General features: G+C 71.4%; 29 protein-coding genes. 13 read left to right on the plus strand and 16 right to left on the minus strand.

Translation table 11 applies throughout. The annotated features are described in order from the left end of the window. Window positions 1-82: 82 nt before the first annotated feature. Window positions 83-244 carry a hypothetical protein gene (locus AC1RNL_RS05475; protein ID WP_492934656.1) on the plus strand — a complete coding sequence of 54 codons (162 nt, stop codon included), beginning with the start codon at window positions 83-85 and terminating at the stop codon, window positions 242-244. Window positions 245-328: 84 nt separating this feature from the next. On the opposite strand, the gene AC1RNL_RS05480 is transcribed toward AC1RNL_RS05475, so the two are convergent. The 4 genes from AC1RNL_RS05480 to AC1RNL_RS05495 form a co-directional block, all read right to left on the minus strand. Beyond that, window positions 329-3,022 (minus strand): GmrSD restriction endonuclease domain-containing protein, encoded by a 2,694-nt coding sequence (locus AC1RNL_RS05480; RefSeq protein WP_492934657.1) that lies wholly within the window; start codon window positions 3,020-3,022, stop codon window positions 329-331. Between the two features lie 58 nt (window positions 3,023-3,080). Then, a complete protein-coding gene (locus tag AC1RNL_RS05485; protein WP_492934658.1) occupies window positions 3,081-4,235 on the minus strand; it encodes a hypothetical protein in 1,155 nt (384 codons plus the stop codon). A gap of 99 nt (window positions 4,236-4,334) precedes the next feature. Continuing rightward, on the minus strand, window positions 4,335-5,081 hold the full coding sequence (locus AC1RNL_RS05490; RefSeq protein ID WP_492934659.1) for an LEM-3-like GIY-YIG domain-containing protein: 747 nt from the start codon (window positions 5,079-5,081) through the stop codon (window positions 4,335-4,337). 301 nt (window positions 5,082-5,382) lie between these two features. Continuing rightward, window positions 5,383-6,180, minus strand: a complete 798-nt coding sequence (locus AC1RNL_RS05495; RefSeq protein ID WP_492934660.1) for a nitrilase-related carbon-nitrogen hydrolase — start codon at window positions 6,178-6,180, stop codon at window positions 5,383-5,385. A gap of 142 nt (window positions 6,181-6,322) precedes the next feature. Between AC1RNL_RS05495 and AC1RNL_RS05500 the strand changes: the two genes are divergently transcribed. The 4 genes from AC1RNL_RS05500 to AC1RNL_RS05515 are packed head-to-tail and all read left to right on the plus strand — an operon-like array spanning window position 6,323 to window position 9,710. Then, the gene (locus AC1RNL_RS05500) at window positions 6,323-6,559 is read left to right on the plus strand and encodes a hypothetical protein (RefSeq protein WP_128188913.1); all 237 of its coding nucleotides are present in this window, start codon (window positions 6,323-6,325) and stop codon (window positions 6,557-6,559) included. After that, entirely contained in the window at window positions 6,556-7,986 is a 1,431-nt protein-coding gene (locus tag AC1RNL_RS05505) for a purine-cytosine permease family protein (protein ID WP_492934661.1), read from the plus strand. Before AC1RNL_RS05500 ends, AC1RNL_RS05505 begins: the two co-directional genes overlap by 4 nt. Beyond that, on the plus strand, window positions 7,986-9,077 hold the full coding sequence (locus tag AC1RNL_RS05510) for an alcohol dehydrogenase catalytic domain-containing protein (protein ID WP_492934662.1): 1,092 nt from the start codon (window positions 7,986-7,988) through the stop codon (window positions 9,075-9,077). The genes AC1RNL_RS05505 and AC1RNL_RS05510 overlap by 1 nt, the downstream gene beginning before the upstream one ends. 15 nt (window positions 9,078-9,092) lie before the next feature. Further along, window positions 9,093-9,710: a TetR/AcrR family transcriptional regulator gene (locus tag AC1RNL_RS05515; RefSeq protein WP_492934663.1), complete on the plus strand. Its 618-nt coding sequence runs from the start codon at window positions 9,093-9,095 to the stop codon at window positions 9,708-9,710. A 20-nt stretch (window positions 9,711-9,730) separates the two neighbouring features. On the opposite strand, the gene AC1RNL_RS05520 is transcribed toward AC1RNL_RS05515, so the two are convergent. The 4 genes from AC1RNL_RS05520 to AC1RNL_RS05535 are packed head-to-tail and all read right to left on the minus strand — an operon-like array spanning window position 9,731 to window position 11,247. After that, the gene (locus AC1RNL_RS05520) at window positions 9,731-9,991 is read right to left on the minus strand and encodes a type II toxin-antitoxin system RelE family toxin (RefSeq protein WP_492934664.1); all 261 of its coding nucleotides are present in this window, start codon (window positions 9,989-9,991) and stop codon (window positions 9,731-9,733) included. Continuing rightward, the gene (locus tag AC1RNL_RS05525; protein ID WP_146354361.1) at window positions 9,988-10,251 is read right to left on the minus strand and encodes a type II toxin-antitoxin system prevent-host-death family antitoxin; all 264 of its coding nucleotides are present in this window, start codon (window positions 10,249-10,251) and stop codon (window positions 9,988-9,990) included. The genes AC1RNL_RS05520 and AC1RNL_RS05525 overlap by 4 nt, the downstream gene beginning before the upstream one ends. Before the next feature lie 57 nt (window positions 10,252-10,308). Continuing rightward, on the minus strand, window positions 10,309-10,896 hold the full coding sequence (locus AC1RNL_RS05530) for a hypothetical protein (RefSeq protein WP_492934665.1): 588 nt from the start codon (window positions 10,894-10,896) through the stop codon (window positions 10,309-10,311). A gap of 45 nt (window positions 10,897-10,941) precedes the next feature. Then, on the minus strand, window positions 10,942-11,247 hold the full coding sequence (locus AC1RNL_RS05535) for a putative quinol monooxygenase (protein ID WP_492934666.1): 306 nt from the start codon (window positions 11,245-11,247) through the stop codon (window positions 10,942-10,944). Window positions 11,248-11,331: 84 nt separating this feature from the next. Here AC1RNL_RS05535 and AC1RNL_RS05540 point away from each other — a divergent pair, with 84 nt between their 5' ends. After that, window positions 11,332-11,832: a hypothetical protein gene (locus AC1RNL_RS05540; RefSeq protein WP_492934667.1), complete on the plus strand. Its 501-nt coding sequence runs from the start codon at window positions 11,332-11,334 to the stop codon at window positions 11,830-11,832. A gap of 15 nt (window positions 11,833-11,847) precedes the next feature. On the opposite strand, the gene AC1RNL_RS05545 is transcribed toward AC1RNL_RS05540, so the two are convergent. Next, window positions 11,848-12,363 (minus strand): hypothetical protein, encoded by a 516-nt coding sequence (locus AC1RNL_RS05545; RefSeq protein ID WP_492934668.1) that lies wholly within the window; start codon window positions 12,361-12,363, stop codon window positions 11,848-11,850. Between the two features lie 224 nt (window positions 12,364-12,587). Between AC1RNL_RS05545 and AC1RNL_RS05550 the strand changes: the two genes are divergently transcribed. The 3 genes from AC1RNL_RS05550 (at window position 12,588) to AC1RNL_RS05560 (ending at window position 16,058) form a co-directional block, all read left to right on the plus strand. Then, a complete protein-coding gene (locus tag AC1RNL_RS05550; RefSeq protein WP_492934669.1) occupies window positions 12,588-14,015 on the plus strand; it encodes a phytoene desaturase family protein in 1,428 nt (475 codons plus the stop codon). 54 nt (window positions 14,016-14,069) lie between these two features. Continuing rightward, window positions 14,070-14,402 carry a hypothetical protein gene (locus tag AC1RNL_RS05555; RefSeq protein WP_492934670.1) on the plus strand — a complete coding sequence of 111 codons (333 nt, stop codon included), beginning with the start codon at window positions 14,070-14,072 and terminating at the stop codon, window positions 14,400-14,402. A 135-nt stretch (window positions 14,403-14,537) separates the two neighbouring features. Beyond that, a complete protein-coding gene (locus AC1RNL_RS05560) occupies window positions 14,538-16,058 on the plus strand; it encodes a lipase maturation factor family protein (protein WP_492934671.1) in 1,521 nt (506 codons plus the stop codon). A 312-nt stretch (window positions 16,059-16,370) separates the two neighbouring features. Here AC1RNL_RS05560 and AC1RNL_RS05565 read toward each other — a convergent pair whose 3' ends face one another. Beyond that, window positions 16,371-17,528 carry an FUSC family protein gene (locus tag AC1RNL_RS05565; RefSeq protein ID WP_492934672.1) on the minus strand — a complete coding sequence of 386 codons (1,158 nt, stop codon included), beginning with the start codon at window positions 17,526-17,528 and terminating at the stop codon, window positions 16,371-16,373. A 120-nt stretch (window positions 17,529-17,648) separates the two neighbouring features. Beyond that, window positions 17,649-17,840, minus strand: coding sequence for a hypothetical protein (locus tag AC1RNL_RS05570; RefSeq protein ID WP_128188889.1), 192 nt, complete (start codon window positions 17,838-17,840; stop codon window positions 17,649-17,651). Between the two features lie 456 nt (window positions 17,841-18,296). Here AC1RNL_RS05570 and AC1RNL_RS05575 point away from each other — a divergent pair, with 456 nt between their 5' ends. Continuing rightward, window positions 18,297-19,139, plus strand: a complete 843-nt coding sequence (locus AC1RNL_RS05575) for a transketolase family protein (RefSeq protein ID WP_492934673.1) — start codon at window positions 18,297-18,299, stop codon at window positions 19,137-19,139. Window positions 19,140-19,290: 151 nt separating this feature from the next. Here AC1RNL_RS05575 and AC1RNL_RS05580 read toward each other — a convergent pair whose 3' ends face one another. The 5 genes from AC1RNL_RS05580 to AC1RNL_RS05600 form a co-directional block, all read right to left on the minus strand. Then, entirely contained in the window at window positions 19,291-20,583 is a 1,293-nt protein-coding gene (locus AC1RNL_RS05580; protein WP_492934674.1) for a cation:proton antiporter, read from the minus strand. Window positions 20,584-20,704: 121 nt separating this feature from the next. Further along, complete coding sequence (locus AC1RNL_RS05585; protein WP_225792618.1) at window positions 20,705-21,394, minus strand: GntR family transcriptional regulator; 690 nt, start codon at window positions 21,392-21,394, stop codon at window positions 20,705-20,707. An 80-nt stretch (window positions 21,395-21,474) separates the two neighbouring features. Continuing rightward, window positions 21,475-22,251 carry an SDR family NAD(P)-dependent oxidoreductase gene (locus tag AC1RNL_RS05590; protein ID WP_492934675.1) on the minus strand — a complete coding sequence of 259 codons (777 nt, stop codon included), beginning with the start codon at window positions 22,249-22,251 and terminating at the stop codon, window positions 21,475-21,477. Beyond that, window positions 22,248-23,177 (minus strand): sugar phosphate isomerase/epimerase family protein, encoded by a 930-nt coding sequence (locus AC1RNL_RS05595; protein ID WP_492934676.1) that lies wholly within the window; start codon window positions 23,175-23,177, stop codon window positions 22,248-22,250. The genes AC1RNL_RS05590 and AC1RNL_RS05595 overlap by 4 nt, the downstream gene beginning before the upstream one ends. After that, complete coding sequence (locus AC1RNL_RS05600) at window positions 23,174-24,076, minus strand: putative quinol monooxygenase (RefSeq protein WP_492934677.1); 903 nt, start codon at window positions 24,074-24,076, stop codon at window positions 23,174-23,176. The genes AC1RNL_RS05595 and AC1RNL_RS05600 overlap by 4 nt, the downstream gene beginning before the upstream one ends. Window positions 24,077-24,236: 160 nt before the next feature. Between AC1RNL_RS05600 and AC1RNL_RS05605 the strand changes: the two genes are divergently transcribed. From AC1RNL_RS05605 to AC1RNL_RS05615, 3 genes are all read left to right on the plus strand, one after another. Beyond that, on the plus strand, window positions 24,237-24,767 hold the full coding sequence (locus AC1RNL_RS05605; RefSeq protein WP_492934678.1) for a hypothetical protein: 531 nt from the start codon (window positions 24,237-24,239) through the stop codon (window positions 24,765-24,767). 347 nt (window positions 24,768-25,114) lie between these two features. Further along, window positions 25,115-25,585 carry a PKD domain-containing protein gene (locus tag AC1RNL_RS05610; protein ID WP_492934679.1) on the plus strand — a complete coding sequence of 157 codons (471 nt, stop codon included), beginning with the start codon at window positions 25,115-25,117 and terminating at the stop codon, window positions 25,583-25,585. 26 nt (window positions 25,586-25,611) lie between these two features. Next, complete coding sequence (locus tag AC1RNL_RS05615) at window positions 25,612-26,598, plus strand: Gfo/Idh/MocA family protein (protein ID WP_492934680.1); 987 nt, start codon at window positions 25,612-25,614, stop codon at window positions 26,596-26,598. Window positions 26,599-26,641: the final 43 nt, after the last annotated feature.

Raw genomic sequence — 26,641 nt, forward strand, 5'->3', positions numbered from 1 at the left:
GGTCAGCGCTTCCGCGTCCGCGTCAAGTTCATCTGCAAGGACGGCACGGAGCATCGGGCTCGAGTCACGTCGGGGACTCCCGATGGAGCTGCGCTGGCCTGAAGCGCAGTCGTCGGGAGTCTCCCAGGGCGGTGGCCGCGGCCCGTGCACGCTGCCCGCCGATGCCGTCGAGCTGGTCGACCGCGAGCTGCGCGAGCGTTTCGAGCACTGGCACCGGCTCGGCTACGTCGAGCTGCACGCCTGAGTTGTCGACTTAGGTCAGCACATGACCGGCGCTGCATCCCGTCGACCGGCAGTCTTGAGCCTGCTCGCGGGCAGGAGCGCAACGTTAGGCGAAGCGCTCGGAGATGCGCGCGCGCACCCAGTCGGCGAGTTGGTCGTCGATCTCCCACTCCGCGCCGACCGCGGGCCGCGCGGCAGTCGGGTGCTCGCGCAGCACTTCGCGCACGGTTTTCGGATGCGTGCCGAGTTCATCCGCGAGGGTGGCCGGGGTGTGGCGTCCGCCGACGCCTCCGTGAGCCAGCGCCGCGGCGTCTTCGGAGCTGAGCAGTGCTCGGAGGTCCGCAGGGGACAGCCGATGCGACTGAGCGGCGCGCTCGCCCTCCACAGGCACACCCTCCTCGCGGAGCAGATCCAGCGGTTCACGACCGGCCTGCGGCAACTCGGAGCGCCATGTGAACCCAGGGGAGACAGCGCCAGACACCTGCAGCACCCGCCAAGGATTCGGCACGGGATTGGTGGCGATGTACTGCCCCAACGGATTCGCGTGAGTGCCGATGACGGCCGCCAGATCGCCGTATGAGGTCCAGCGGCCTCTCGGCAGCGCGTCCATCAGGCGGCGCAGAATCTCCCACTGGCGGGCGGTCCTTGTGTCAGTGCGAGACGTGGCGACGCCCTCCCAGCCGACCAGCGCGACGCGCATGTCCATGAGCGACTGTCCGCTCGTCGACAGGCGCCAGAACCAGGTGCCAGAGATACTGCGGTTGTCTCCGCGGGCGGCCTTCGCGGCAGCGGTCGGCGAATCGAAGCGACGACCGTCGACCTCCAGTGATCCGTCGGCGCGAACGATTGCCCGGCGCTCGGCGAAGCGACCCGCCCCATGCAGCTCGTCCCCATCGTGGAGCTTTCCTCGCTCGAGCAGGAACACGACATCCGTCGCCCGAGTCCCGGCTTCGCTCGCCGTGTCTTGGACGACCTCGTGACCTTCCGGCACGGGCCAGGTGCGGAGGATGCCCTCAACCATGCGCTCGGTGCGACGCTCGATCGCCGCCTCGTCCCAGGCATCCTCCTCGAGCGCATCACGCAGAAGCAGGTCTGTCGAACTCGTGCGGAACGCCTCACGCTTGCCGTCGCCGAAGCGCTGCCCCCAGCCGAGGTTGCCTACCGAGGCGTTGAAGCGCTGCGGCAGCAGCGCAAGGTTGCCAAAGCTGTGGACGAGGCGGTCACGCTCGGCTTCGTCGCGCTCACCAAGAGGCCAGTTGGCTCGCCAAGCCTCCGGCATGATGTGCTCCACCTGGCTGCTGTGCCGCGTCATGCGCGCGTGCGATGTGCGTGCGTGGTCGGTGACAAACCCGCGCGCATCGTCCTCGAGCGCTTCGAGCACCATCCGAAGCCTCGACCGCTTCAGCTGCTTGTACGCAGCCATGGCAGGGAGGCCGGCCTCCAGCATCGCGTCGTCGGGCCAGACGCCCAGGCCCTGCGCGGTCATGAGGTAGTCCTCGACGACCCCGGCAGGGTCACGCTGCGCGTCGTCGATGCGCTGCACGAGCTCGACCGCGAACCGCGGCGCCGGCGTCAGCGAATGGCCCAGCAGCACCTTCCGCACGACCCAGCTCTCGACCATGGCGAACACCCGGTCGATCGACGCGCCGACCTGCGCCTCGTCTCGGGCTCGACGCTCCAGGCCGCTGACGTAGATGAACAGCGGCCAGAACGTTCCGACGTCTGCAGCCTGCAGGCGGTAGACCGTGAGCTCACGACCCTCGATCTGACCGTTGCCTTCGGCTGCTTCCACCAGCCTGCGGTACTCCTGCGCGCTCGCGACGAACTCCTCAACGAGAGCGGTGATCGAGCCATTGCTCGTCTGGACCACCTTCTTGAACGCCCTGAAGACGTCGGTCGCCGGCACCAGCTCCCGCAGCATCGCCGACAGCCAGTGGTTTGTGAACAACGTGAAGCGCGGTCGCGAGAGCTGGCCCTGACGGACCTCTGTCTCCCAGAACTTGTCCTCGAACTGACGCCAGCGCGTCTCGTACATCTGCGCGACATCGGCGCCCTCTGCGACGGCGTGCTGGAAGACGAAGTTCTTGATGAGGTCGGTGGGCTGCAACGGCGTCATGCGTGCGTTGAGCGTCTCGAAGATGCTCTGTGCATTCTCGTTCTGCTCGAGCGAGATCACGACGAGCTCGAGCTTCGAGAGGAGCACCTCGACGAGCTGAGAGGCACGAAGAGCGCGTTGCATCGGCTCCGACGCGGCCTCGAGGAACGTGATGCATGCCCGGCTGAAGAACCGGTGCGCCTTGGCCAGCTTGTGCGAGCGATGCTCGAGGCGACTGTGGTCGACGGGAGCAGCCGCCGTCATGACCTCGACGAACGCGGCTTGATCACGAGTGGTCGGCGTCAGCTTCAGGCGATCGTCGTCCGAGGACCGGAACGCGAGAGGATTCTCGGTCAGGGTGGTGAGCCGCCCACTGAGCGCCTGGCCTCCCTCGATCGCGTGCTCGAGCGTGCCGGCGACCGCGTCGAGGAGCACCTGCAGCGTGGTGAGGCGCTGCTGCCCGTCGATGACATCCCAGGCGCCGAGCCCACCGGGCTGCGTCTCGGCACGCTGCAGCACGATCGCGCCGAGGAAGTGGGTCTCAGTCGGCGCCGTGGCGGCCAGAGCCACGAGATGCTCGACGTCTTCCCAGAGCAGCTGCCACTGCCCTTCCTCATCCCAGGCATATGCACGCTGGAACATCGGCACGCTGAGGTGCTGCGGCGCGCTCAGCAGGTCTGTGAGGGTCTTCTTGCTCGTCTGCATCGGGAACTGTCACTCTCTCGATCTCAAGTGCTCGATCGACTGGGTCGAGCAAACGGCCTCATTCGGGCTCGGTACCGCGCTCGCCGTCGCGCTTCCGCTGGAACAGCGAGCCCAGCCGTTCCGACGTGCCGCTCGCGAAGTCCTTGGCCGCGGACCCGGCACCCTTGAGCGCCGTGAGCGCCCGCGCCTCATCGGCGACGCCATCGCCGTCGAGGTCGATGGGGCGGAAGTAGTCGGTGGCATCCGACACAGCAGCGAGGGCGCGCTCCCGGGTGGCGGCGACCCCGCCGCCTTCCTCCTGCTGCGCCTCGGCCGCCGCGCGCGCCTCGGTCAGGAGACGCACGTACTCGGCGGCGTCGACCCCGGGCGGAGGCAGCTCGCGGAGGTGATCCATGAGTCGTCGGGCCTGGACACCGAGCATGACGTACGTGAGCGCGCCGGAGACGACGCCACCGATGACGGGCACGACCTTGCTGGCGGCCTTGGCGAAGCTGTCCTTCGTCAATTGCACGCCGACCACGCGGAGCACCTGCTTCATCGGCGTGTACCAGGCGGTCTTCGTCAGCGCGATGCCGGCGATCTGTCGCTGCACCGCAGGGCGCGCGACGTTCGCCGCGAACGCCGTCAGCGAAGCCGAAGCGCCGCCGACGCCCATCATGACGCCGAGGAACATCGTCAGCATCCCGAGCGTCTCGTCATCGATCTCGTCGGTGTCCTCGAGGAACGACTGCCAGCCGTAGATGTAGGAGACCTTCTGCATGATGCGGAACGCGTGCACGTAGAACTGGGCTATGTCGCCGGGAACCGTGCCGAGCATCGCGAGACCGCCCGGGAGGCCGGCCACGAACGAGAGGGCCGTCGACTTGCGGGTCTCGAACTCGATGGCGGCGAGCGCCATCTCGTCGAGCACGGCAGGAGCGATGCCGGCTGCCGCAGGATTCTCGTCGAGCGCTCCCTGGATGACTGCTCCGGAATTGCCGCGCTTGTGCAGTTCGGCCTTGAGGAATTGCTCGCGGTCGATGCGGACACCCTTCAGCCGGATCGCCTTCGTGAGGAACGCAACAGCGTACTCCTCTGCCTCACGGCGTTGCTCCTCATTCATGCCCATCCAGGTCGCGTCCGCCTCGGCTTGGAGGTTCGCGTCCACGGGCGTCGCGGGGATCCCGCTTGACACGACCGGGATCTCGGCGGAGTCGCGTTCTTCGATGTGCATATTCGGTCTCGCTTCTTTGCCCAGTAACCGGTCGTCCCGGTGAGATCGAACGTACCTCAGGTCAATGACACCGGGGGACGAAAGTGAGTCTTGCTGCGTTCACTCCGGCGAGACGTACCGGATGGGGTTCTGCGAGCCAGGGGGAAAGAGGTGGGCGACGGACTTCCATCGGTAGCGATCACGAACGCCGGCGGCGGCAATGCGTCCGACGAACTCCCACCGGTCATGCGGCTCGTTCTCGCGAAGGTCGGCGTACTGCGTCGACTCCGCGGGAAGCCAGGCCGCGATCGAGTAGACCTCGCGGATGACGCCGCCGAACACCGCGGCCGCGAACTCCGCCCTCGCGGCACGGTGCCGGTCGACGCGCCAGGTGCCACGAGTTGCGTCGTAGAGCGCCATCGCGTCGTCTTCTGCGGCCCGGTAGGTCGCGTTGAGCTTGATCAGCATCATCTCGTGGCCGATCCGACCGATGGGCTCGGCATCGAGCTCGGCATGCACCGTGTCGATGCTCTTCCGCCCGAACTGTCGAGCATGGCGCCCGATCTGCGCGTTGGTGAGGTTCTCGAATCCCACGAGGTCGATCGCCGCGGCCTCGACCTTGAATGCAGTGACTTCGTCGAGACCGAAGGCAAGGATCTCGATCTTGGGCTCCTGGCCGCGCGAGCGGATCTCTGCGATGCGCTGCACCTTCTGTGTCTCGCCGGTGTCCTTGAGATGGGAGAAGGCGCGGTTGCCGATTCCCTTGCCGATGTAGAACGGCTGGCCGTTGGCGGGGTCGGAGTACAGATAGACGTAGTAGCCCAGGCGTTCGATCTCGGCGGGGCTGAATGCATGTGTCGGCCGCACCCGCTTATCGTGCCTGGAAGGGCGGGCTGGATCACGAGAAACGCCGATTGAGCTGGCACGGGCGGGCCATTGCTGACCCGCCCGCCGTTCAGCCCTTGCCGAGCGTTCGCCCGGCGCTGGACTTCGCGCTCGACGACGACGAGTTGGACGCGAGCGTCTTTCCCGCCTTCGAGAGCGCCTTCTTCGACGGCTTCGCCATCGCTAGCTCCTCTCATCGAGGCGAACCGGTCAAGCGACCAGTGCCGGCCGACGGCCGACACCACCAGCGTGGCGGTGGCCACCGACAGCAGCGGCCGATCTCTCACACGTCCCGCAGATACGTGTTCAACGCCCGCGCCCGCTCCAGCGCCGCCGGCGGCACCTCGACCACCCCGACGCCCGGCTCGTCGCCGAGCAGCACCGCATTCCGCCCGAACGGCGTCGCGATGCACGAGCGGCCAGTGAACCCCGGTCCACAGTGGTTCGCATAGGCGACGACCACGCCGTTCTCGAGCGCCCGGGCCGGCACCTGCAGCGTCGACGTCTGCGTCGCTGAGTAGTGCCACGCCTCACCCAGCCCGTCAACACCCTCCTCCACTGTCGGCACCGCGGTCGGCACGAGCAGCACGTCGGCGCCGGCAACAGCCAGAGCACGTGCGAACTCGGGGAACTCCACGTCGTAGCAGATGCCGACGCCCCACTCGAGGCCCTGCCACCCCACGACCGAGCCGTAGTCGGCGGCAGGCGTCATCCACTGCTGCTCGACCGCGCCGAAGAGGTGCCGCTTGTGCACGCGCTGCAGCTCGGCGCCGTCGGCGTCGAACATCGAGGCGGCGATCCGGTGCGAGCCGTCAACAGAGTCGACGCTCGAGCCCACCAGCGCCACCCGATGCCGCCGCGCGATCTCCGCGAGCGCCGCGCGCACAGCCTCGCCGTCGTGCTTCCAGGCGCGGTCGGGGGCATAGCCGGTGGCGAAGAGCTCGGGCGTCACGACCACGTCGGTGCCCCTCGCCGCGGCCTCGGCTACGAGCCCAGACAGGGTCTCGAGGTTGCGGTCCACGTCGTCGATGACGGCCGCCGCCTGCGCGACGGCGACGGTGCGGCTTGCCTGGGCGCTCATGAGCCCATCCTCCCTGCTCGACGCGATCGAGGCATCCGCTGTTGACGAGCAGCACCAGCGTGCCGCATCATGACGCTAAACCCAACTGGTTTTGGTTTAGCGATCAGCGATCACCACCCCGAGCTCGGCGAAGGAGCCAGCCATGACGTCACCCCGGCCCGACGCGCCCCAGGCGCCCGCCACCGACTTCCAGGAGGCGCTGCGCGCCCGCGGCACCGACTCGGCGATCGCCGCCGAGCTCGAGCGCCGCATCGAGCTCATCGAGCACGAGGAGTACGAGGATGCGTCGCGGCTGCCGCTCACGGCGCGCGAGGTCGTCGCCTACGTCGGCGTGACGCTGGGCGCCATCGCGCTCGGCCTGCTGGTCGTCGTCCTGTGAGCGACCGGAAGGCCCTGGCGGCCGACCCGATGCTCTCGAGCGAGCACGTCTTCGGCACGTTCCCGCTGCTGAAGAAGGAGCGCACCTGGAGCGCGCTCGACTTCACCTGGGTCAACACGGCCCTCGCCATCGCCACCTGGGCGTTCCTCGTCGGCGGCTCCACGGCGCTGCTCGTCGGCTTCCAGGACGGCATCGCCGCGATGATCATCGGCAACGCGATCGGCCTGTGCTTCATGGTGCTCGCCTCGGTCGTCGCCTCGCAGCGCTGGGGCAGCGAGCAGTACCTGCTGCTGCGCGGCGCCTTCGGCGTCGTCGGCGTCGGCGCGCTCGTCTTCACCGTCATCCTCATCACCGAGATGGGCTGGTCGTCGCTGCTCGCCGTCATGGCCGGCCGCGCCACGAGCCAGGTCGTCTCGACCATGGCCGGCACCGACCTCGGGCAGTACGGCCCGGTCGTCACGATCGGCGGCCTCATCGCCATCGCGATCGCCTGGTGGGTGCTCTCCCGCGGCCCCGTCACGATCGGCCGCTTCAACGCGATCATCGCGCCCGGGCTCGCCGTCATCACCGTCGTGATGATGGTGTTCCTCGTCATCAACACCTCGTGGGACGCGCTCTTCGCCGCCTCCCCGATCGCGCCGTTCGACGACGCGACGCTCAACTTCATGGTCGCCGTCGAGTTCAACGTCGGCGTGGGTGTCTCCTGGTACCCGGTGATGGGCTCGCTCGCCCGCATGACCCGCTCGCGCAAGGCGGCCGTCTGGCCCGCCTACGGCGGCCTGCTCATCGCCACGCTCGTCGCGCAGATCGTCGGCATGGCCGCGGCGCTCACGCTCGGCGACTCCGACCCGACCGTCTGGATGGTGCCGTTCGGCGGCGCGGTGCTCGGCGTCGCGGTGCTGATCTTCATCGCCTTCGCCAACATCACGTCGATGTCGTCGATCGTCTACTCGACGATCCTCGCGATCCGGCAGTCGTCGGGCGGCCTGCTGGCCCGCGTGCCCTGGAAGGTGCTCACCGCATCCTTCTTCATCCTCCCCGCGATCATGACCTTCTTCCCGCAGTTCATGTACGAGCAGTTCATGATCTTCGTCTCGGTCTCGGGCGCCTTCCTCACGGCGGTCTGCGGCATCGCGCTCGCCGACTACTTCGTGCTGCGCAAGCAGCGCATCGACCTGCGCGAGATGCACCTGGGCCAGCAGGGCACGCTCTACGCCTACCCGGCGGGCATCAACTGGGCCGGCATCATCGCGCTCGTCGCCGGCGCCGCGTTCTACCTGTGGCTCTACAACCCGATCACGCTCGAGACGCAGGCCGTCTTCTCGGTGATCACCGCATCCCTGCCCGCCGCCGTCGTCGCCGCGCTCGTCTACCTCGGTCTCTCGGCCGTGCTGCACCGCGGCCGCGCCATGGTGGGGGCGCGCTGATGGCGGCGACGCGAGCGGCGGTCTACGACGGGGATGCGCGCCTGACGGTCAGGGACGTCGAGCTGCGGGAGCCGGGGCGCGGCGAGGTGCTCGTGCGCATCGGCGCCTCGGGCGTCTGCGGCTCCGACCGGCACGTGCTCGACGGCGACTGGCAGATGCCGCGGCCGACGATCATGGGCCACGAGGGCGCAGGCGTCATCGAGGCCGTCGGCCCCGGCGTGCGCTCGCTCGAGCCCGGCGACCACGTGATCATGACGTGGTTCTACCCCTGCGGCACGTGCTCGGCCTGCCGCCAGGGCCGCACCTGGGTGTGCACCGGCTCGCGCTCGGAGGAGTGCCTGCTGCCCGACGGCTCGACGCCGATGCAGCTCGACGGCGCCGTGGCCTACCCGTACCTCGCAGTCGGCTCGATGAGCGAGCGCGTCGTGGTCGCCGAGCAGGCGGCCGTGCGCGTGCCGAAGGAGCTGCCGTTCGACGTGGCCGCCCTCATCGGCTGCTCGATCGCCACCGGCGTCGGCGCGGTCGTCAACGACGCCGCGGTGAAGCCCGGCCGATCGGCGCTCGTCATCGGCGCGGGCGGTGTGGGCCTCAGCATCATCATGGGCCTGAAGCTCGCGGGCGCGAGCCCCATCATCGCCGCCGACGTCACCGACGAGTCGCTCGAGCTCGCGCGGCAGTTCGGCGCGACGCACACGGTGCGGTCGGGGGCGGATCTCGCCGAGCAGGTGCGGTCGATCGTGCCGGACGGGGTGGATGTCGCCTTCGAGGCCATCGGCCGGCCCGAGACCATCGCGCTCATGCCCGCGGCTCTGCAGCGCGGCGGCACCGCCGTGGTGGTCGGCCTCCCCCCGCAGGACCGGCCGGTGCCGATCGACGCGCTCGCGCTCGCCGAGGAGGGCAAGTCGCTGCTCGGCTCGAACTACGGCTCGACGGTGCCGGCGCGCGACTTCCCGATGCTCGCCCGCCTCTACCTCGACGGCAAGCTGCCCATCGACGAGCTCATCACCAACCGGTGCTCGCTCGACGAGGTCAACGACGCCTTCGACCTCATGCGCTCCGGCGCGCGGGGGCGCAGCGTCATCGTCTTCTGATGCCACGCTGAACCGATGGCGAGACCGAAGCACAACATCCTCTCCCCCGGGTCGATCGCGCGGGCCGCGCTGCGGCAGGTGGCGGCGAACGGCGACTTCACCATCCCTGGCATCGCCAAGATGCTGGGCGTGCACCCGTCGTCGCTCTACCACCACCTGCCCGGCGGGCGCCTCGCGATCGTGCACCGCATGCGCGAGGAGCTCTACGCCGGCGTCGACCTCGCGCCGCTGCTCGACCCCGCGGTCGCACCGCTCGACCGGCTCGCGCGCTGGATGCGGTCGTACCGGGATGCGACGGCGCAGGTGCCGACGGTCGTGCCGGTGCTGGTCGGGGCGCCGGTGGAGGACGCCCGCACCCTCGAGATCTACGAGGCGCTCTTCGTGATCCTGCGGGATGCGGGGGTGCCGGAGGAGGCGCGCGTGGCGTTCTCGGCGATGATCGACGCGGTCGTGCTCGGCTCAGCCGTCGATGCGGCGTCGCCGTCGCCGCTGTGGCGCATCGAGGGGCACGAGGTGCCGGAGCTGCGAGCCGTGGCGGCGCGTGGGGATGATGCGGGACGCGCTGCGACCGGGTTCGAGCTGGCGGTCGCGACCGTGGTGGATGCGGTGGGGCGGAGCGCGGCGGGGCGCTGACCGCCGTTGGCCTCCGGTCGTCAATAGACCTCGCGCCGATGGGCGATGCGGAAGACCGTCACCGTGACCACGCGGTCGTCGACCTCGTAGAGCACCCGGTAGTCGCCGACGCGGATGCGCCAGGCGTGCTGCTCGCCGGCGATCTTGCGGCAGCCAGGGGGCCGCGGGTCGTCTGCGAGCGCGCGGACCTTCTCGAGGATCTTGTCCCTGGCTGCTCGTGGCTCGAGCTTCTTGAGCTCGCGGGCTGCGGCGGTCGTGAACTCGACCGAGTAGGAGGTCACTCAGCGAGCTCGGCTGCCAGCTCGTCCAGCGAGATCCGGGAGCCGTCGTCGGCGGCCTTGGCGGCACGGAACTCGGCCAGGTCACGCGCATCCTCGAGCTGCTCGAGCAGCTCGAGGTCCTCCACACTGATCACCACGGCCGCGAGCTTGCCGTAGCGCGTGACGCCCACGCGCTCCTTGCCATAGCTCACCCGGCCGACCACCTCGGCGAAGCCGGTGACGAGATCTCCCGTGCTGACGCTGCGGCTGATGGTGTTCATGGCTCGAGTCTACCCCGTTTCGTGTAAAACGGGAGAAGCATGTGGAATTGCGGTTCGTCAGTCGCCAGCCGGGAGCGGCTCGCCGCAGTCGCGGCAGGTCGCGGCGGCAGGCACGACCATGAAGCAGTTCGGGCAGGTCGTCTCGCGCATCGCCGGCCGCGGCGCGGCGGACGCCCGCGGAGCGCTGGCGCGCGTGGCGCGGCTGCGCGGGCGACGCTCGGGAAGCGGCGCGAGCACGACCGGCTGCCCGCCGTCCGCGGGCATTGTCGCGCCGAAGAAGCGGTAGCACTCGAGGCGGTCCTCGGCAGCAACGCGCTCACGCGTGCGCTCATCGGTGCCGGCGGGCACACCCGGATAGCCGTCACCGATGCGGCGCTCGGCCGTGACGCACACCGACGTGAGTCGAGGCTCTCCGCGCGTTTCTGCATCCCCCGCGACGGCGCCGAGCACCCGCCCGATCCAGTGCGCCATCAGCTGACTCGTCGTGATGCCCGTCCGCGCCTGGATGCGGTCGCTCAGGTCCTGGTAGGTGATCCATCCGCCGTACTCGCTAGCGGTCTCGATGAGCACCTCACGGGCGGCCGGCCACCACTGCCGCACGGCGTCGGCCCCCGAGACGTACTTGCCGTTCGCGAGCTCTGGCATAGGTGTCCTCCTCGGTAACCGTCAGCTCCAACGGTATCGGCGCTGTCAGTCGATGACCCCGTCGCCCTCGTACCCGACGACCACGCGGCTCTCGAGCAGCGGGATGATCTGCATCTTGCCGATCGATGCGAAGTGGGCGCTCTCGCGGTGCGCGGTGAACGCATCCGCGTCCCTGTAGACCTCGACGATCGTGAAGACGTTCGGGCGCTCGAGGTCTCGGGCGACCGAGTAGGAGATGTTGCCCTCCTCCGCTCGGCTGGCGGCGGCCAGCTGCGGCAGCAGCATCGCGACCTGCTCGGTCGCGTCGGGCTTGGCGGTGTAGGTGGCCACGGCGATGTAGTGCTGCGTCATGCGATCCATCCTGCTCCTACGATCTTGTGTGCAGGGTCGCATCGCGAGAGCCTGACGCCAGTCCACCGAGTCGAGGAGGCAGCCGTGGCCGACCGCCGCACCGAGTCGGACGAGCACCTCGCCGCCTACCTCAACGAGCACCTGCTCGCCGGCGAGGGCGGCGTGCAGGCGTTCCACGCGGCCGCCAGGACGTTCGAAGGCTCGCCGCACGAGCGGGCGCTGCTCGCCCTCGCCGACGAGATCGCGCGGGATCGACGCGACCTGGCCCGGATCATCCACCGCCTCGGCTTCCGGCCCGCCGCCTGGAAGCGGATGCTCACGCTCGCCATCAAGGCAGCGGGCAGCATCAACCCCGTCAACCTGCTGCGGCAGCGGCGCAGCTCGATGGCGCAGTTCGAGCTCGACTTCCTCACCGGCGCCGTGCGCGCGAAGCTGTCGATGTGGGAGGCGCTGCTCGAGCTGAGCGAGAGCGACGACCGCTTCGACCGCGCCCTGCTGCTCGACCTCGAGCGCCGCGCGGAGGAGCAGATCGCCGAGATCCAGCGCATCAACCGCGAGACGGTGCGGGAGCGCTTCCTGGGCTGACCCGCCGCAGCCCCGCTACTCGACGACGGGCGGCGCGACGCGCGGCACCGGCCTGCGGGTCGCCTGCACCGCGACCGCCCACTCGACCATCAGCGCGAGCCAGCCGACGAGCCACGCGATCAGCGCGGCCCATCCGATGCCCGCCGACAGCTCGTGCAGCGGCGACGGGCTCGTCGGCGCGCCGAGCAGCAGCGTGAGCGTCGACTGCACCGATTCGCGCGTGTCGCCGCCGTCGATCGCGGTGAGTCCGAGCACCACGACGCCGACCGACGTCAGCCACGCCCAGACGCGCGCCCGCGAGCGCCGCTCCGGCCGCCGCAGCACGCCCTGCCGACGCAGCATGCCGCGCGCGGCGGCCAGCACGACCGCCACGTAGCCGGCGAGCAGCAGCGGGCTCCAGAAGAGGAGGAACACCGCGAGCCAGCCCGCCGACGCGAGCTTGAGCGCGATGCCGACGAGCGGCGCGAGGATCGCGACCCACGCGGTGAACGGCATCGGTGGGGCGGATGCGGGGGCGGGCGTCGGGTGCACGGGGACAGTGTGGCGGATGGGGTTGCGGGAGTGGTCTCGACTCGACGGCCCGGAGGGCCGTCGGCTCGACCAGCGGGGCGGGGGGTCGACCAGCGGTGCGGGGGCTCGACCAGCGGGGGGCGGCGGAGGGAGCGGGGAGGTTGTGCGCGTAGCCTGCCCGCGCAAGGCTTGCGACGTACGGGCAGAGCCCGACGCATCCGCCGACCCGACCGCCAGGAGGCCGCATGACCACCGCCGTCGTCGTCGGCGCAGGGCCCAACGGCCTGACCGCCGCGGCCGTGCTCGCCCGCGCAGGGCTCGAGGTGACGGTGCTCGAGCGGCTGCCCTACGTCGGCGGCGCGAGCGCGTCGATCGCCGCGTTCGGCGATCAGGCGATCATCGACCCGGGCGCCTCGGGGCACCCGTTCGGCATCACGAGCCCGGCGTTCCGGGCGCTCGGGCTCACCGACCACGGGCTCGAGTGGGTGCACGCCGACTACCCGATGGCGCATCCGCTGCCCGGCGGCCGCGCGGCGATCCTGCACCAGGACGCCGAGCGCACCGCCCGCGAGCTGGGCGTCGACGCCCGCGCCTGGCTGCGCATGCACCAGCCCGCGACCGACGACCCCGAGGGCACGGCCGAGGCCATCCTTGGGCCCTTGCTGCGCGTCCCCGACGATCCGCTGCTGCTCGCCCGCATCGGGCTGCGCGGCGCGTGGCCGGCCACGCTGCTCGCCCGCACCGCCTTCCGCTCGGGCGCCGCGCAGGCGCTCTTCGCCGGCAGCGTCACGCACGCGACGCTCCCGCTCGGCCACCTCATGACGAGCGCCTTCGGCGTCGCCTTCGGCGGGGTCGGCCACTCGGCCGGATGGCCGTTCGCGAAGGGCGGGTCGCAGTCGATCGCGGATGCGCTGCGTCGCGTCGCCGAGGCGGCCGGGGCCCGCATCGAGACCGGCGTCGACGTGACCGACCTGCGCGAGCTGCCGCAGGCTGACCTGATCCTGCTCGACGTGACCCCGCACCAGCTGGCGCGCATGGCGGGCGACCGCATCGAGGGGCCGTACGCGTCGCGCATCCGCACCTGGAAGTACGGGCCGGCCGTGTCGAAGCTCGACCTGCTGCTCGACGGCCCGGTGCCGTGGGAGGACGAGCGCGTCGCCGGCGCGGGCACCGTGCACCTCGGCGGCACCTTCGCCGAGATCGTCGACGCCGAGCACGCCGTGGCCGTCGGCCGCATGCCCGAGCGGCCGTTCGTGCTCGCGACCCAGCCGACCGCCGCCGACCCGGAGCGCGCCCCTGCGGGGAAGCACCTGCTGTGGGCCTACGCCCATGTGCCGCACGGCTGGCCGGGCGACGCATCGGCCGCCATCGAGGCGCAGATCGAGCGCTTCGCCCCCGGCTTCCGCGACCGCATCCTCGAGCGGCGGCCGATGACGCCGGCGGCGCTCGAGCTGTGGAACCCCAACCTCGTCGGAGGCTCGATCGGCGGCGGCACGCTCGCCGGCACGCAGCAGCTCGCCCGCCCCGTGCTCGCGCACCCGTACCGCGTGCCGATGCCCGGCCGCGTCTTCCTCTGCTCGTCGTCGACCCCGCCCGGCGGCGGCGTGCACGGCATGAGCGGCTGGCACGCGGCGCACGCGGCGCTGCGCGAGATCGGCGTGCACGAGGGCTGATCGCGGCCCGATCGGGCACGGGCGGGCGGCCATGCCTTCACTACATTGGCGAGCGTGACCCCGTCCCTCTCCATCAGCAGTCAGTTCGACCCGTTCGGTCTCTTCGCTGGCACAGCCGGCATGGCCTTCGTCGGCCTGCTCATCGCGGCAGCCCTGGCTTTCCTCGGGCTCCTCTGCATGTACTGGCTCATCCGACTCGCGGTGCGGCACGGCACCATGGATACCGTGCGTTGGTACAGCGCTGAGGTCGCCTCCCTCGGGCCATCGCACCCGCACTCGACGCCGACCCCTCCGGCAGAACCCGCGCGCGGCGCCCGACGGACGTCAACCCGTACCGGCACCAAGCGAGACGTCGCAGCGCCACCCCGCAACACCCTCGAATGGTGAGCTGCGCCATCGAGCCGCGCTCGCGCTGAGGCTCTGCGCCGCCCCTTGCCCGCAGGCGCGCGGCTCGCGAGAGTGGTCTCGACACGCCACGCTGCGCGCGGCTGCTCGACCAGCGAGGGAGAGGAGGCGACCGCGATGGACTGGGCAGCGCTCACGAGCTGGCTCGACGCCCCGCACGCCGAGCTCGCCCGCCAGGTGATCCAGCGCGGCACGGCAGCGATCTTCGCGGTCGCGTTCCTCTCGACGCTCCTGCAGTTCCCGGCGCTCCTCGGCGAGCGCGGCCTCCTGCCCGCCCCGCGGTACATCGCCGCAGGCGGACTCGACGGCCAGCCCAGCATCTTCCGGTGGCACTACTCCGATTCGCTGCTGCGCATCCTCTGCCTCGTCTGCATCGGGATCGCCCTCGCGCTCGTCGCGGGACTGCCGCAGCTCGGCCCGCCATGGCTGCCGATGCTCGCGTTCCTCGCGCTCTGGATCGTCTACCTCTCGATCCTCCCCATCGGGCAGGTGTTCTACGGATTCGGGTGGGAGCTGCTGCTGTGCGAGGCGGGGTTCCTCGTCGCGTTCCTCGGCTCGAACGCGACCGCTCCCCCGACGCTCGCCCTGTTGCTCATCGTCTGGCTGGTCTTCCGGCTCGAGTTCGGCGCCGGGATGATCAAGATCCGCGGTGGACGCGAGTGGCGCGACCTCACGGCGCTGATGTACCACCACGAGACGCAGCCGATGCCGGGGCCGCTCAGCCGCTGGGCGCACCTCGCGCCCGCGTGGTGGCATCGCACCGAGGTGGTCGGCAACCACGTCGCGCAACTGGTCGCGCCGTGGCTGCTGCTGGTCGGGGTGCTCGGCGCGATCGTGGCGGATGCGGTGGCCGGCCCGGGCGGCGCCGACGGTGCATCGCTCGGGTTCGCCGCGGTCGCCACCGGCGCCGCCGCGGTGATGATCCTCACCCAGGGCTGGCTCGTGCTCACCGGCAACTTCGCCTGGCTCAACTGGATCACCATCGTGCTCGCCTTCGCGGCGGTCGACGACCGCGCGGTCGGATGGCTGCTGCCCCGCCTGCCCCTCGACACCGCCTACGCGCCGACGCCGGCCTGGTGGAGCATCCTCGTCGCCGTCGTCTTCCTCGCCTACCTGTGGCTCAGCATCCCGTCGGTGCGCAACCTCGCCTCCCGCCGCCAGCTCATGAACGCGTCGTTCAACCGGCTCCGGCTCGCGAACGCCTACGGCGCGTTCGGCACCGTCACGAAGCGGCGCGACGAGATCGTCATCGAGGGGACGATGGCGGATGCGCCGGCCAGCGACGAGTGGGTGGAGTACCCGTTCAGGGGCAAGCCGGGCGACGTGCGCCGTGTGCCCGGCTGGTTCGCGCCGTACCACCTGCGGCTCGACTGGCTCATGTGGTTCCTCGCGCTCGGGTCGCACGGGCCGTGGTTCCGGATGCTGCTCGTGCGCCTGCTCGAGGCCGACCCGCCGACGCTGCGGCTGCTCGCCGACGACCCCTTCGACGGACGTCGCCCGACGTGGGTGCGGGCCCGCGTCTACCGGTACCGGTTCGCGACGCGAGCCGAGCACCGCGAGACGGGCCAGATCTGGATGCGCGAGGCGCGCGGTCTGCTGGTGGCCCCGATGCGGCTGACCCCCTCCTCCGCTGGTTGAGCCGCTGCGGCGCTCCGCTTCCGCTGGTTGAGCCGCTGCGGCGCTCCGCTTCCGCTGGTTGAGCCGCTCCGCGCGCGGAGCGCGCTGAGCGAGTCGAAACCACTGCCGCGCGGGCTGCGGAGTGGTCTCGACTCGGGCGGCCGCCTCCGGCGGCAGCCCGGCTCGACCAGCGGAGGCTCACCCCGCTCGTCGAGTAGCGCCCGCAGGGCGCGTATCGAGACGAGGGAGGCTCCCCGGTCGTCGAGTAGCGCCCGAAGGGCGCGTATCGAGACGAGGTGATCTCGACACGCCCGGCTCCGCCGGGCTACTCGATCAGCGGGAGGGCGGGGAGGCAGCCGCCTCCGCCTCCTCCTCGCGCTCCGCGCCCGCAGCGCGGTCGATGCGCTCGCGCATCGCGCGCAGCGCGAAGACCAGCGTCGCCATGCCCGACTCCGGCTCGTCGTGGGCGATGATCCGCTGGTACAGCCGCTCGATCGCCTCCCCCGAGGCCGCGGACGCCTCCTCGACCCCGCCGGTGCCGGCCCACGCCCGCAGGTGCTCGGCCAGCGCATCCATCGCCCGCGCCGTCAGCCGCCGCTCGTCGTCCTCCATCTCGACCTCGAGCGGCGACTCCCACGCGGCGGCGGCGATCGCGTCGAGCACGTCGATCATGCGGTGCGACACCGAGCGCACCGTCGCGACGCTGCGCTCGTCGCGGGCGAGGTCGTGGTGCCGCCACATCGAGCGCACGTTCAGCACGCGGCTCTCGCGCGCGGCGACCACCTCCTGCGACAGCTCCTCCACGCTCCCCTGCAGCTCGAGCCCCCAGTCGACCCACGACTCGTCTTTCGGCGGCCACTCCCCGCGCAGCATCTCGGCGAGCTGCTCGACGCGATCGGCGGTCCGTCGCACCTCGCCGCGGATGCGCTCGCGCGCCTCGCGGTCGTAGAGGGGCGGCATCATTAGCATGTTCACGATCACGCCCACGACGAGGCCGACCGAGAACTGCCCCACGTAGGCGACGGCGTACCCGTCGGCGTCGACGCCGCCGAAGATGATGACGAGCACGGCGACGACCGGCACGACGCCGGCGCCGATGCCGAGCGCGCCCGCGCCCTGCAGCAACACGCCGATGACGGCGATGATGCCGATCTTCAGCAGCCCGTGGATGTCGACCGCCAGCATCGCGAGCCCCACGGCCGCGCCGATGGCGAGCCCGACGGCCTGCTGCAGCGCCGTGCGGGCGATCGTGAACACGGTGGTGCCGGTGGCGATGAAGGCACCGAGCGGCGCGGCGTAGGCGTACTCGGCGAAGTCGGCCGGCAGCTGCGTGCCGAGCAGCCACGCGGCCATGGCGGCGAGCGCGGCGCGCACGGCGTTCGCGATGCGGGCGGGCGGCAGCCAGCGGTGCAGCGCCCGCTCGGTCTTCGCGGTGACCGAGGCGTCGATGATCTCCGACGGTTCGGTCGGCGGATGCTCGGAACGTGCCACGAGGCCAACGGTAACCCCGGGCGGGCGGCCCGGGAAGTCGAGTTCCGCTCGGCCGCCGCGCACCCTCGGGCGCACGAGAACGGGGCCGCCCCGGTGTGGGACGGCCCCGTTCGACTGCGGTCATCGCAGCAGGTTGCGAGCGAGTGCGTCCAGGCGGTGCTGGGCGCGGGCCGCGAGCGCCTGCTCGTAGGCCATCGCCTCGCGCCGCCGCTGGTCGCGGTGCTGGGCCCGCATGGCCCACCGCTCGAGCTGCCGCGATGCGCTCAGCGCGAGCCGGCGCGGAGCCGGCATCGCGAGCATCGAGTTCGACATGGTGTTCTGCTTCCTGGCATGGCGATATCGCCCTCGGAATGGGCGTGGGATATCGCAGGTGAATTGCGGAGAATTGCGCGCGTCGAATTGCACCGTGAAGGTGCTGCGGATGCGCGAGGGTGCGCGGGCGCCGATGGTGCGGCCAAGGAGGTGGCCGGCTCGGCAGCCGCGATCAGCGGGCGAAGGGGCGGGGGGAAGCGCAGGGCTCAGATGCCTGCAGTGGCCTGGCCAGTCGGGCGCTCATCGGCGTGACGCCGACGAGCTCCGCGGACCAGCGGCCCGTGCGCTTCGCCGCTAGCGGACCCCACCGGGAAGGAGGGCTGCAGCGGCAGTGATCGTGATGAACATGGCGAGCTCCTCCTTTCGACTCGGGGCATGGAAGTTCGCGTGATGAAGATATACCGATGCGGGCGGGAATTGCAAGGCTGGATCGGGACTTCTTGCGGGAATTTAGGGATGGGGGACAATTCGAGCCGCTCGAGGTGGTCTCGACTCGGTCGCCGCGCTCCGCGCGACGACCGGCTCGACCAGCGAAGCGAGCGCGACGACCGGCTCGACCAGCGGGAGACGGGGCTCGTGCCGTTCGCGTCGACCTATTCGGTGTTCGCCGCACGCCGCGCGTACGACTTCATCGCGCTCGACATCGCCGAGTCCGGCCTCAACGTCAACGTCGTCGGCGGCCTCCCCGGGCTCACGACCGGCTACGGGCCGAGCCACCAGGCCACCGAGGACATGGCGATCTTCCGCGGGCTGCCGAACCTCATGATCGTCGACCCGTGCGACGCGCTCGACCTCGCGCAGGCCGTGCCGCAGCTCGCCGCGCACGAGGGCCCCACCTACCTGCGCCTGCTGCGCGGCAAGGTGCCGCTCGTGCTCGACGAGTACGACTACGCGTTCGAGCTCGGCAAGGCGAAGGTGCTGCGGGGCGGCGCCGACGTGGTGCTCGTCTCGTCGGGCCTCATGACGATGCGGGCGCTGCAGGCGGCGGATGCGCTGGCGCGCCACAAGGTCGACGTGGCGGTCGTGCACTCCCCCACGATCAAGCCGTTCGACAGCGAGACGGTGCTGCGCGAGCTCGACACCCCGCGCCTCGCGGTGACGCTCGAGAACCACTCGGTGATCGGCGGGCTCTTCTCGGCCGTCGCCGATGCGGCCGTGCGCCGCGGGCTCGGCACGCGCATCGTGCCGATCGCGCTGCCGGACGAGTTCCTCGACGCGGGAGCGCTGCCGACGTTGCACGACCGCTACGGCCTCTCGAAGGACCGCATCGTCGAGCGGGTGCTGGCCGAGCTGGGCTAGCCCCTCCCCCTCCGCTGGTCGAGCCTCCCCCGCTGGTCGAGCCGCGCGGCGCAGCCTCCCCCGCTGGTCGAGCCGCGCGGCGCAGCCCCCTCCGCTGGTCGAGCCGCGCGGCGCAGCCGCGCGAGTCGAGACCACTCCCCGGCCGCGCCCCTCAGACCGGCGTCGCCTCCGTCGGCCCCTGACTCCGCTCCGCCCGCCGCTCGCGCATGCGGTCGAGGGAGCGCATCACGGGCGTCGCGGCGACGCCGTGCACGAGGATCGAGCCGACGATGACCGCCCCGGCGATCGCCCACAGCCGCTCCCCGTCGGGGAAGTCGCCCTCCTGCAGCGCGTAGGCGATGTAGAACAGCGAGCCGACGCCGCGCACGCCGAAGAACGCGATGACGCCCCGCTCGCGCGGCCCCGTCTTCCCGGGCGTGAGCCCGAGCCAGCCGGTGAGTGGCCGCACGACGAACAGCAGGACGACGACGAGCAGGATGTCGGCCAGCTGCAACGACTCGAACAGCCCGCGCGCGATCGCGCCGCCGAGCAGCACGAGCACCGCGACCGTGAGCAGCCGCTCGATCTGCTCGACGAACTTGTGCAGCACCGCGTGGAAGCCGTGCGTGCTCTCGGCGGCGCGGATCGTCGTGGCGCACACGAACACGGCGATGAACCCGTAGCCCTCGGCCATCTCGGCGACCCCGTAGGCGAGGAAGGTCGCGGCGAGCGCGATGAACCCCTCGGCCTTCTCGGTGAGCCCCAGCCCGTCGGCCCACGACGAGAAGAACAGGCGCCGCAGCAGCCAGCCGGCGCCGAGCCCCACGGCGACGCCGACGACGAGCCGCCACCCGACGTCGACGAGCAGCCACTCCCCGAGCCACGCCGACGGCGCGATCCCGACGAGGCTCACCGCGATCGCCGCGTAGGTGAACGGGAACGCGAGCCCGTCGTTGAGCCCCGCCTCGGAGGTGATCGCGAAGCGCGCCTCGTCGTCGTCGGCGTCCTCGTCGTCGGTGATCGGCTCGCTCACCTGCACCTCGGTCGCGAGCACCGGGTCGGTCGGCGCGAGCGCGGCGCCGAGCAGCATGGCGCTCGCGATCCCCAGCCCGAGGCCGGCCCAGCCGAGCAGCGCGACGGCGACGATCGACAGCGGCATCGTGATCGCGAGCAGCCGCCAGGTCGTCGACCATCGCCGCCAGCCGATCGCGCGGTTGACGGCGAGCCCGGCGCCCATGAGCGAGACGATGACGCAGAGCTCGGTCAGGTGCAGCGCGAACCCGGACTGCTCCATCGGGTCGGGCTCGGGCAGGTCGGGCAGCAGCGCGAACGCGATGATGCCGGCCGCGACGAAGACCATCGGCATCGAGACGGGCACGCGTCCGAGCACGCGCGGCAGCAGCGCGGCGGCGAGCGTCGCGACGCCGATCGCGGCGTAGATCGTGCCGACTTCATCCAGCGCCATTGGTCGGCCTCCTGCCTCGATGGGGAGAGCATTCCACAGCGGTCGCCGACGGAGCCGGGAGGATGCGGGCCGGTCTCGACTCGCGCGGCCGCACCCCGCGGCTCGACCAGCGGAGGGGGCCTCAGCGCGCCAGCGCCGCCTCCATGCGCGCGACGATGTTGTCGCGGGCCGAGGTGTTGTGCTCGCGCAGCACCTCGCGGGCGTGCGCGGCGTCGCCGCTCGCGATCGCCTCGACGATCGGCGCGTGCCGGGCGGCCGACATGTTCGCGATCGCGGTCTCGCGGCCCGCGGCGGTGATCACGGCGCGCGCGAGCCCGCTCACACGGCGCCACGACTCGACGAGGGTGCGGTTGCCGCTCGCGGTGCAGAGCGCCTCGTGGAAGGCGAGGTCGGCGGCGACCTGCTCGGCGATGCCGACGTCCTCGCTCTCCTCGAGCCGCTCGAGGGCGGCGCGCAGCTGCGGCACGACGTCGGCGAGGTCCTCGCGCTCGCAGACGACCTCGGCGGCCGCCGACTCGAGCGCGAAGCGCACGTCGAAGATCTCGCGCACCTCGGCCGGCGTGACGACGCGCACCGAGAGCCGGCCGCGCGCATCCTTCGACAGCAGCCCCTCCTCCTCGAGGTGCCGCAGCGCCTCGCGGAGCGTGCCGCGCGAGACCCCGAGCGACGTGCTCAGCTCTGTCTCGGCGAGGTGGGTGCCGGGGGCGAGCTCGCCGCTCGTGACGGCCGAGCGCAGCCGGTCGAGGATGAGCTCCCGCCGCGTGACGCGCTCGATCGATCCGAGGGATCGGAACTGCGCTTCCATCGTCATGTCGATCACGGTACCCGAGCACTTCCTTGGGTTGTCCCGGCGCGAGCCGGGGCCGGCCGCGGGTGCGGCCGGCGGGGCGGTCAGTGCAGGTGGCTCGCGCCGTTGATGTCGATGTTCGACCCCTGCAGGTAGGCGGCGTCGTCGCTCGAGAGGAACGCGAACACGGCCGCGATCTCCTCGGTGGTCGCGACGCGGCCGATGGGGATGTCGGCGGCGAGCTTCGCCTCCGACTCGGGCGTCGCGCCGACGCGGATGTTCGTGTCGACCGCACCCGGCGTGACCGAGTTGATCGTCACGCCCGACGACGCGATCTCGCGGGCGAGCGCCTTCGTGAAGCCCAGGATCGCGGCCTTCGCCGCCGAGTAGGGCACCTTGCCGAAGACGCCGCCGCCGCGCTGCGCCGACACCGACGACATGTTGACGATGCGGCCCCAGCCGGCCTCGAGCATCCCGGGCAGGAACGCCTTCGTGACGAGGTAGGTGCCGGTCGCGTTCACGGCCATGACCGTGTTCCACAGGGCCAGGTCGGTCTCGAGGAAGGGCACGGGCGAGGTGATGCCGGCGATGTTGGCGAGCGCGCCGACCACGGGGAGGCGGCCCGCGTCGACCTCGGCCTGGACGGCGGCCTGCGCGGCGGCGACGGCGTCCTCGTCGGCGACGTTCACGGCAGCGCCGAAGGCGGGCACGCCGTGGCGCTCGCCGATCTCGGCGGCGACCTGCGCGGCGCGCTCGCCGTCGAGGTCGAGGATGACGACGGCCCAGCCGTCGCGCGCGTAGCGGTCGGCGACGGTCATGCCGATGCCGCGCTCGGAGGTGGCGCCGGTGATGACGGCGGTGCGCTGGGTGCGCTCGGTCATGATGCTCCTTCAGTGGTCAGAAACTCGGGGGTCAGCGACGGATGCGTGAGGTCGAGGCCCGCGACGAGCGGCGCCATGCGCGCGGCCGCGTCGCGGATCGCGTCGACGCGGGCGGCGCGAGCGGCGTCGTCCATGGCGCCCGTCGCGTCGTCGACGTACGCGCGCGAGGGAAGCTCGAGCGCGAAGCCGCCTGCGTAGCCGATGTCGGCGAGCGCCGCGAAGGCCGCGGGGAAGTCGATCGATCCGCCGCCGATGGGCCGCGAGAACTCGCCCGGCACTGCGTCGCGCAGGTGCACGTGGGCGACATCCGCTCCCCACGCGCGGATCGTCGCCGGCAGGTCGTCGCCCGCGGCGACCACGTGGGCGACGTCGAAGATCGGCCGCACGCCGCTGCCGGCGAGCAGCGCGTGCAGCGCCTCGGCCCGCTCGCGGTCGAAGCAGAGCCGGAGGAAGTGCAGCGACTCGACCCACACCTCGACGCCGTGGGCCGCGGCCGCGTCGGCCGCCCGGGCGAGCGCGGCCGCGACCCGCTCCAGGTCGGCGTCGAGCGAGTCGAGCGGCTCGTGGCCGAGCGCGCCGCAGGGCAGCACGAGGGCGTCGGCGCCGACGGCCGCGGTGAGCGCGATCAGCCGGTCGACGTGCGCGGCCTGCGCCGACGCATCCGCCCCCGGGTCGTTGAAGGCGCCCACGTCGCCGTTGACGCTGCGCACGCGCAGGCCGCTCGCGGCGATGCTCGCCGCGACCTGGGCGACCGCGGCGTCGTCGAGCTCGAAGGGCACGTGGTCGCAGACGCCGGGCAGCGCGCCGAGGTCGATCTCGGCGAAGGCCAGGCGCTCGATCTCGGCCAGCGCGCCCTCGAGGGGCAGGTGCTGGAACGAGATGGTCGAGCAGCCGAGGCGCTGCGGCAGGGCTGCGGGCGGGGTCATGGCAGCACGACGCCCTTGCGTGCGTCGCCCATCGGGATGGGCGTCCAGCGCACGACCTCGACAGGGCTCGCGAGCAGGCCCTCGAGCTCGGCGTTGAAGTCGGCGACGGGCTCGCCCGCGCCGTGCGCGTCGAGCAGCGCGGCGGAGTCCCAGTGCTCGATCATCGCGATCGTGCCGTCCTCGGCCTCCTGGATCGCGTAGAGGTTGCAGCCGGCCTCCTGGTGCACGCGCGGGATGACGCGCTCCATGGCGGCGAGCACTTGCTCGCGCGCGCCCGGGACGGGGCGGAAGATGGCGGTGACGACCAGCGGTGCGTCGGTCATGGCTGCTCCTTGGTTCGGATGATGGTGCGGTAGACGCCGGAGTGGTCGAGGGCGCCGTCGCCGGCGTCGGATGCGGCTTCGAACAGCGCGAGGGCGGTGCGGGCCGCGTCGAGCGTGAGCCCCGCCTCGTCGGCGGCCTCGCGCGCGAGCGCGGCGCTGCAGCAGCGGGCCGACCATGCAGTCGGCCTCGACGTTGACCATGATCACGTGCTTGCCGTTGTCGATCGCGGCGACCGCGTGGTCGGTGCCGACGATCGGGTTGCCGGTGATCTCGAGGACGACCTCGACCGACGGGTGCTTGATGAGCGCCATCGAGTCGTCGATCACGGCGGTGAGACCGGTGCGCGCTGCCTCGTCGAGGCTCGTGGCGGCGTAGCGGTCGGCGCTCCAGCCCGTGCGGGCGAGCGCGTCCTTGGCCTTCGGCACGTTGATGTCGGCGACGCCGACCACGTGGAACTCCGGCGTGACCGAGGCCTGCGTGAGGAACATCGAGGCGAACTTGCCGGCACCGATGACGCCGACCCGGATGGGCCCCGCGCTCTCGGCTCGGCGCTGCAGCAACGAGTACAGGTTCATGGACTGCTCCTTTGCAGTGGATCTCTCGGACGATGCGCGTGTCCGACTGTTGACAGTAGAACGTGGTGGGCGGATGCGTCAAGCGCTGCGGGTCTGGACGGCTCGTCGCCGCTGTGGAGAGCGCGGGCCCGCGGTGCGGCCGTTCGCGTAACCTGCCCGCATGCTCGCCAGGCTCGGATCAGGTCTCGCGCTCGCAGCGGTCGCAGCGCTCGCTCTCGTCGGCTGCTCGCCGCCGGAACCGGTCGCGACGACGCCGGCGGCGGAGCCGACGGTGGAGCCGAGCGCTCCATCGATCACCGAGGAAGCCCGAGAGGTGTACGAGCAGTACTTGCAGACAACGGTCGATCTCGCGGCGGAGCGAGAGCCGACCGTCGAGCCGCTTCTCGAGTTCGCGACAGAGGAGCAGGCCGGGCTGGCGCTGGCCGAGGTCGAACTCGCGGTCGCTGAAGGTCTGGTGCTCGAAGGAGAGTGGCGCGTACCGTCCGTGCAAGTCATCGATGATCGACCCGACGCCCCGACGGTTGTGGCGTGCCGTGACAACAGCGGTCTCGCGACGATCGATCCAGAGTCGGGTTCCGAGTCGCCGCTAGCACCGGCGGAGCCGCGGCTCGTCTCGTTCGAGCGCGACGGGACCTTGCGGGTCGCTGCCATTGGAGACGTTCCCGACGATCACACTGCCGAATGCAACTGACCGCACTTCTCGCAGCTGCCGTGATCGGCTTGACCGCCGCGCCAGGCGGCAGCACGACGGTCATGTGCACAGAGTTCCGCGTCTCGCTTGGTCAATGCCCGCCAGAAGCGATCGGCTCGATGGTGGTCATTGGAGAGATGGACGTTCCCGGTGGACCAGGACTAACCGAGCCCGCACCGCCAGAGCGTTCAGCCGAGGAGATCGAGGCGGCCAGGGAGGCATACCGCGCCTACCTTCAAATGCTTCACGATCGGTGCATCGCGATGGGTGAAGACCCCGCTGAATGCCCGCCACCTCCCCCACCTCCCGGAGAGCCTCTCCCTTCGGAACCCCTCCAAGCGATCACCATGAGCGACCTCGCCGCGTTCCGGCCGCTGGTCGGCGAGCTCGTCGTCGAGCCCGACGGCTGGGGCGTCGTCGGCACGCCGACGAACTTCTACGCGACGGCCGAAGCGCACACGATGGACGGCGAGCTCTTCGACGTGCCCATCCGGGTGCGGTGGACGCCCTCGTCGTACGTCTTCGACTACGGCGACGGCACCGTGGAGGAGACCGAGGCGTCAGGCACCGCCTGGCGCGGACCCGAGGAGTCGTGGACCGAGACGGCCACGAGCCATGCGTACGCGACGACGGACGATGTGCGCGCATCCGTCACCGTCGTCTTCACCGCCGAGGTCGACGCGGGCGGCGGCTGGTTCGCGGTGCCGGGCACGCTGCCGGTCGAGGCGCCGGGCGTCGACGTGAAGGTCTTCGAGGTCGACACGGTGCTGACGAACGGCGACTGCATGGCGAACCCGTCAGGGGCGGGGTGCGGTTGAGCGCGGCGCGCCCGTAGAGTCGCGACATGACGACCACCTCCCCCGGCTGGGGCATCCTCGGGCCCGGCCGCATCGCCGACGCCTTCGCACGCGACCTCGCGACCGGCGGCCACCGCCTCGTCGCCGTCGGCAGCCGCAACGGCGAGCGCGCCGCAGCCTTCGCGGCCGAGCACGGCATCCCCAACGTGCACGCCTCCTACGAGGCGCTCGTCGCCGACCCCGACGTCGACGTCATCTACATCGCCACCCCGCACTCGCACCACCGCGAGCACGCGCTGCTCGCGATCGAGGGCGGCAAGCACCTGCTCATCGAGAAGGCGATCACCACCACGGGCGACGACGCCCAGGCGATCGTCGACGCGGCGCGCGCGAAGGGCGTCTTCGTGATGGAGGCGATGTGGACGCGCTTCCTGCCGACCATGGTCGCCGTGCGCGAGCGCATCGCGGCAGGCGACCTCGGCGACGTCGTCGCGGTGAACGCCGACCACTCGCAGATGCTCGACCTCTCCCCCGGCAGCCGCCTCATCGAGCCGTCGCTCGGCGGCGGGGCGCTGCTCGACCTCGGCGTCTACTGCGTCTCGCTCGCGCACGCCGTGCTCGGACCGGTGACGCGCATCCAGGCGTCGGGCGTCGTCGACGCCGCGGGCGTCGACCACCGGGGCGCCGCCATCCTCGAGCACGCCGGCGGCGGCATCTCGACCGTGACGTTCTCGATGGAGACGCTCGGCTCCAACCGCGCCACGATCTCGGGCACCGACGGCGTCATCGAGCTCGACCCCGCGTTCTACACGTGGACCCGCTACGCGCGCCGCCACGCATCCGACCACGCCGCGATCGCCGAGGCCTTCGAGCCCGACATGCTGGGGCGCGGCATGCAGTTCCAGGCTGCCGAGGTCGAGCTCTGCATCGCCTCGGGCAAGCTCGAGAGCGAGCTCATGCCGCTCGATGAGTCGGTCGCGATCATGCGGGTGATGGACGAGATCCTGCGCCAGATGCGCGCGCTGGAGCTATGAGCGGAGGCCCTTTCGGGCCTCCGCCGCGACGCCAGCGCCGACG

The sequence above is a fragment of the Agrococcus sp. GW821-FHT14H11 genome (assembly GCF_058803545.1).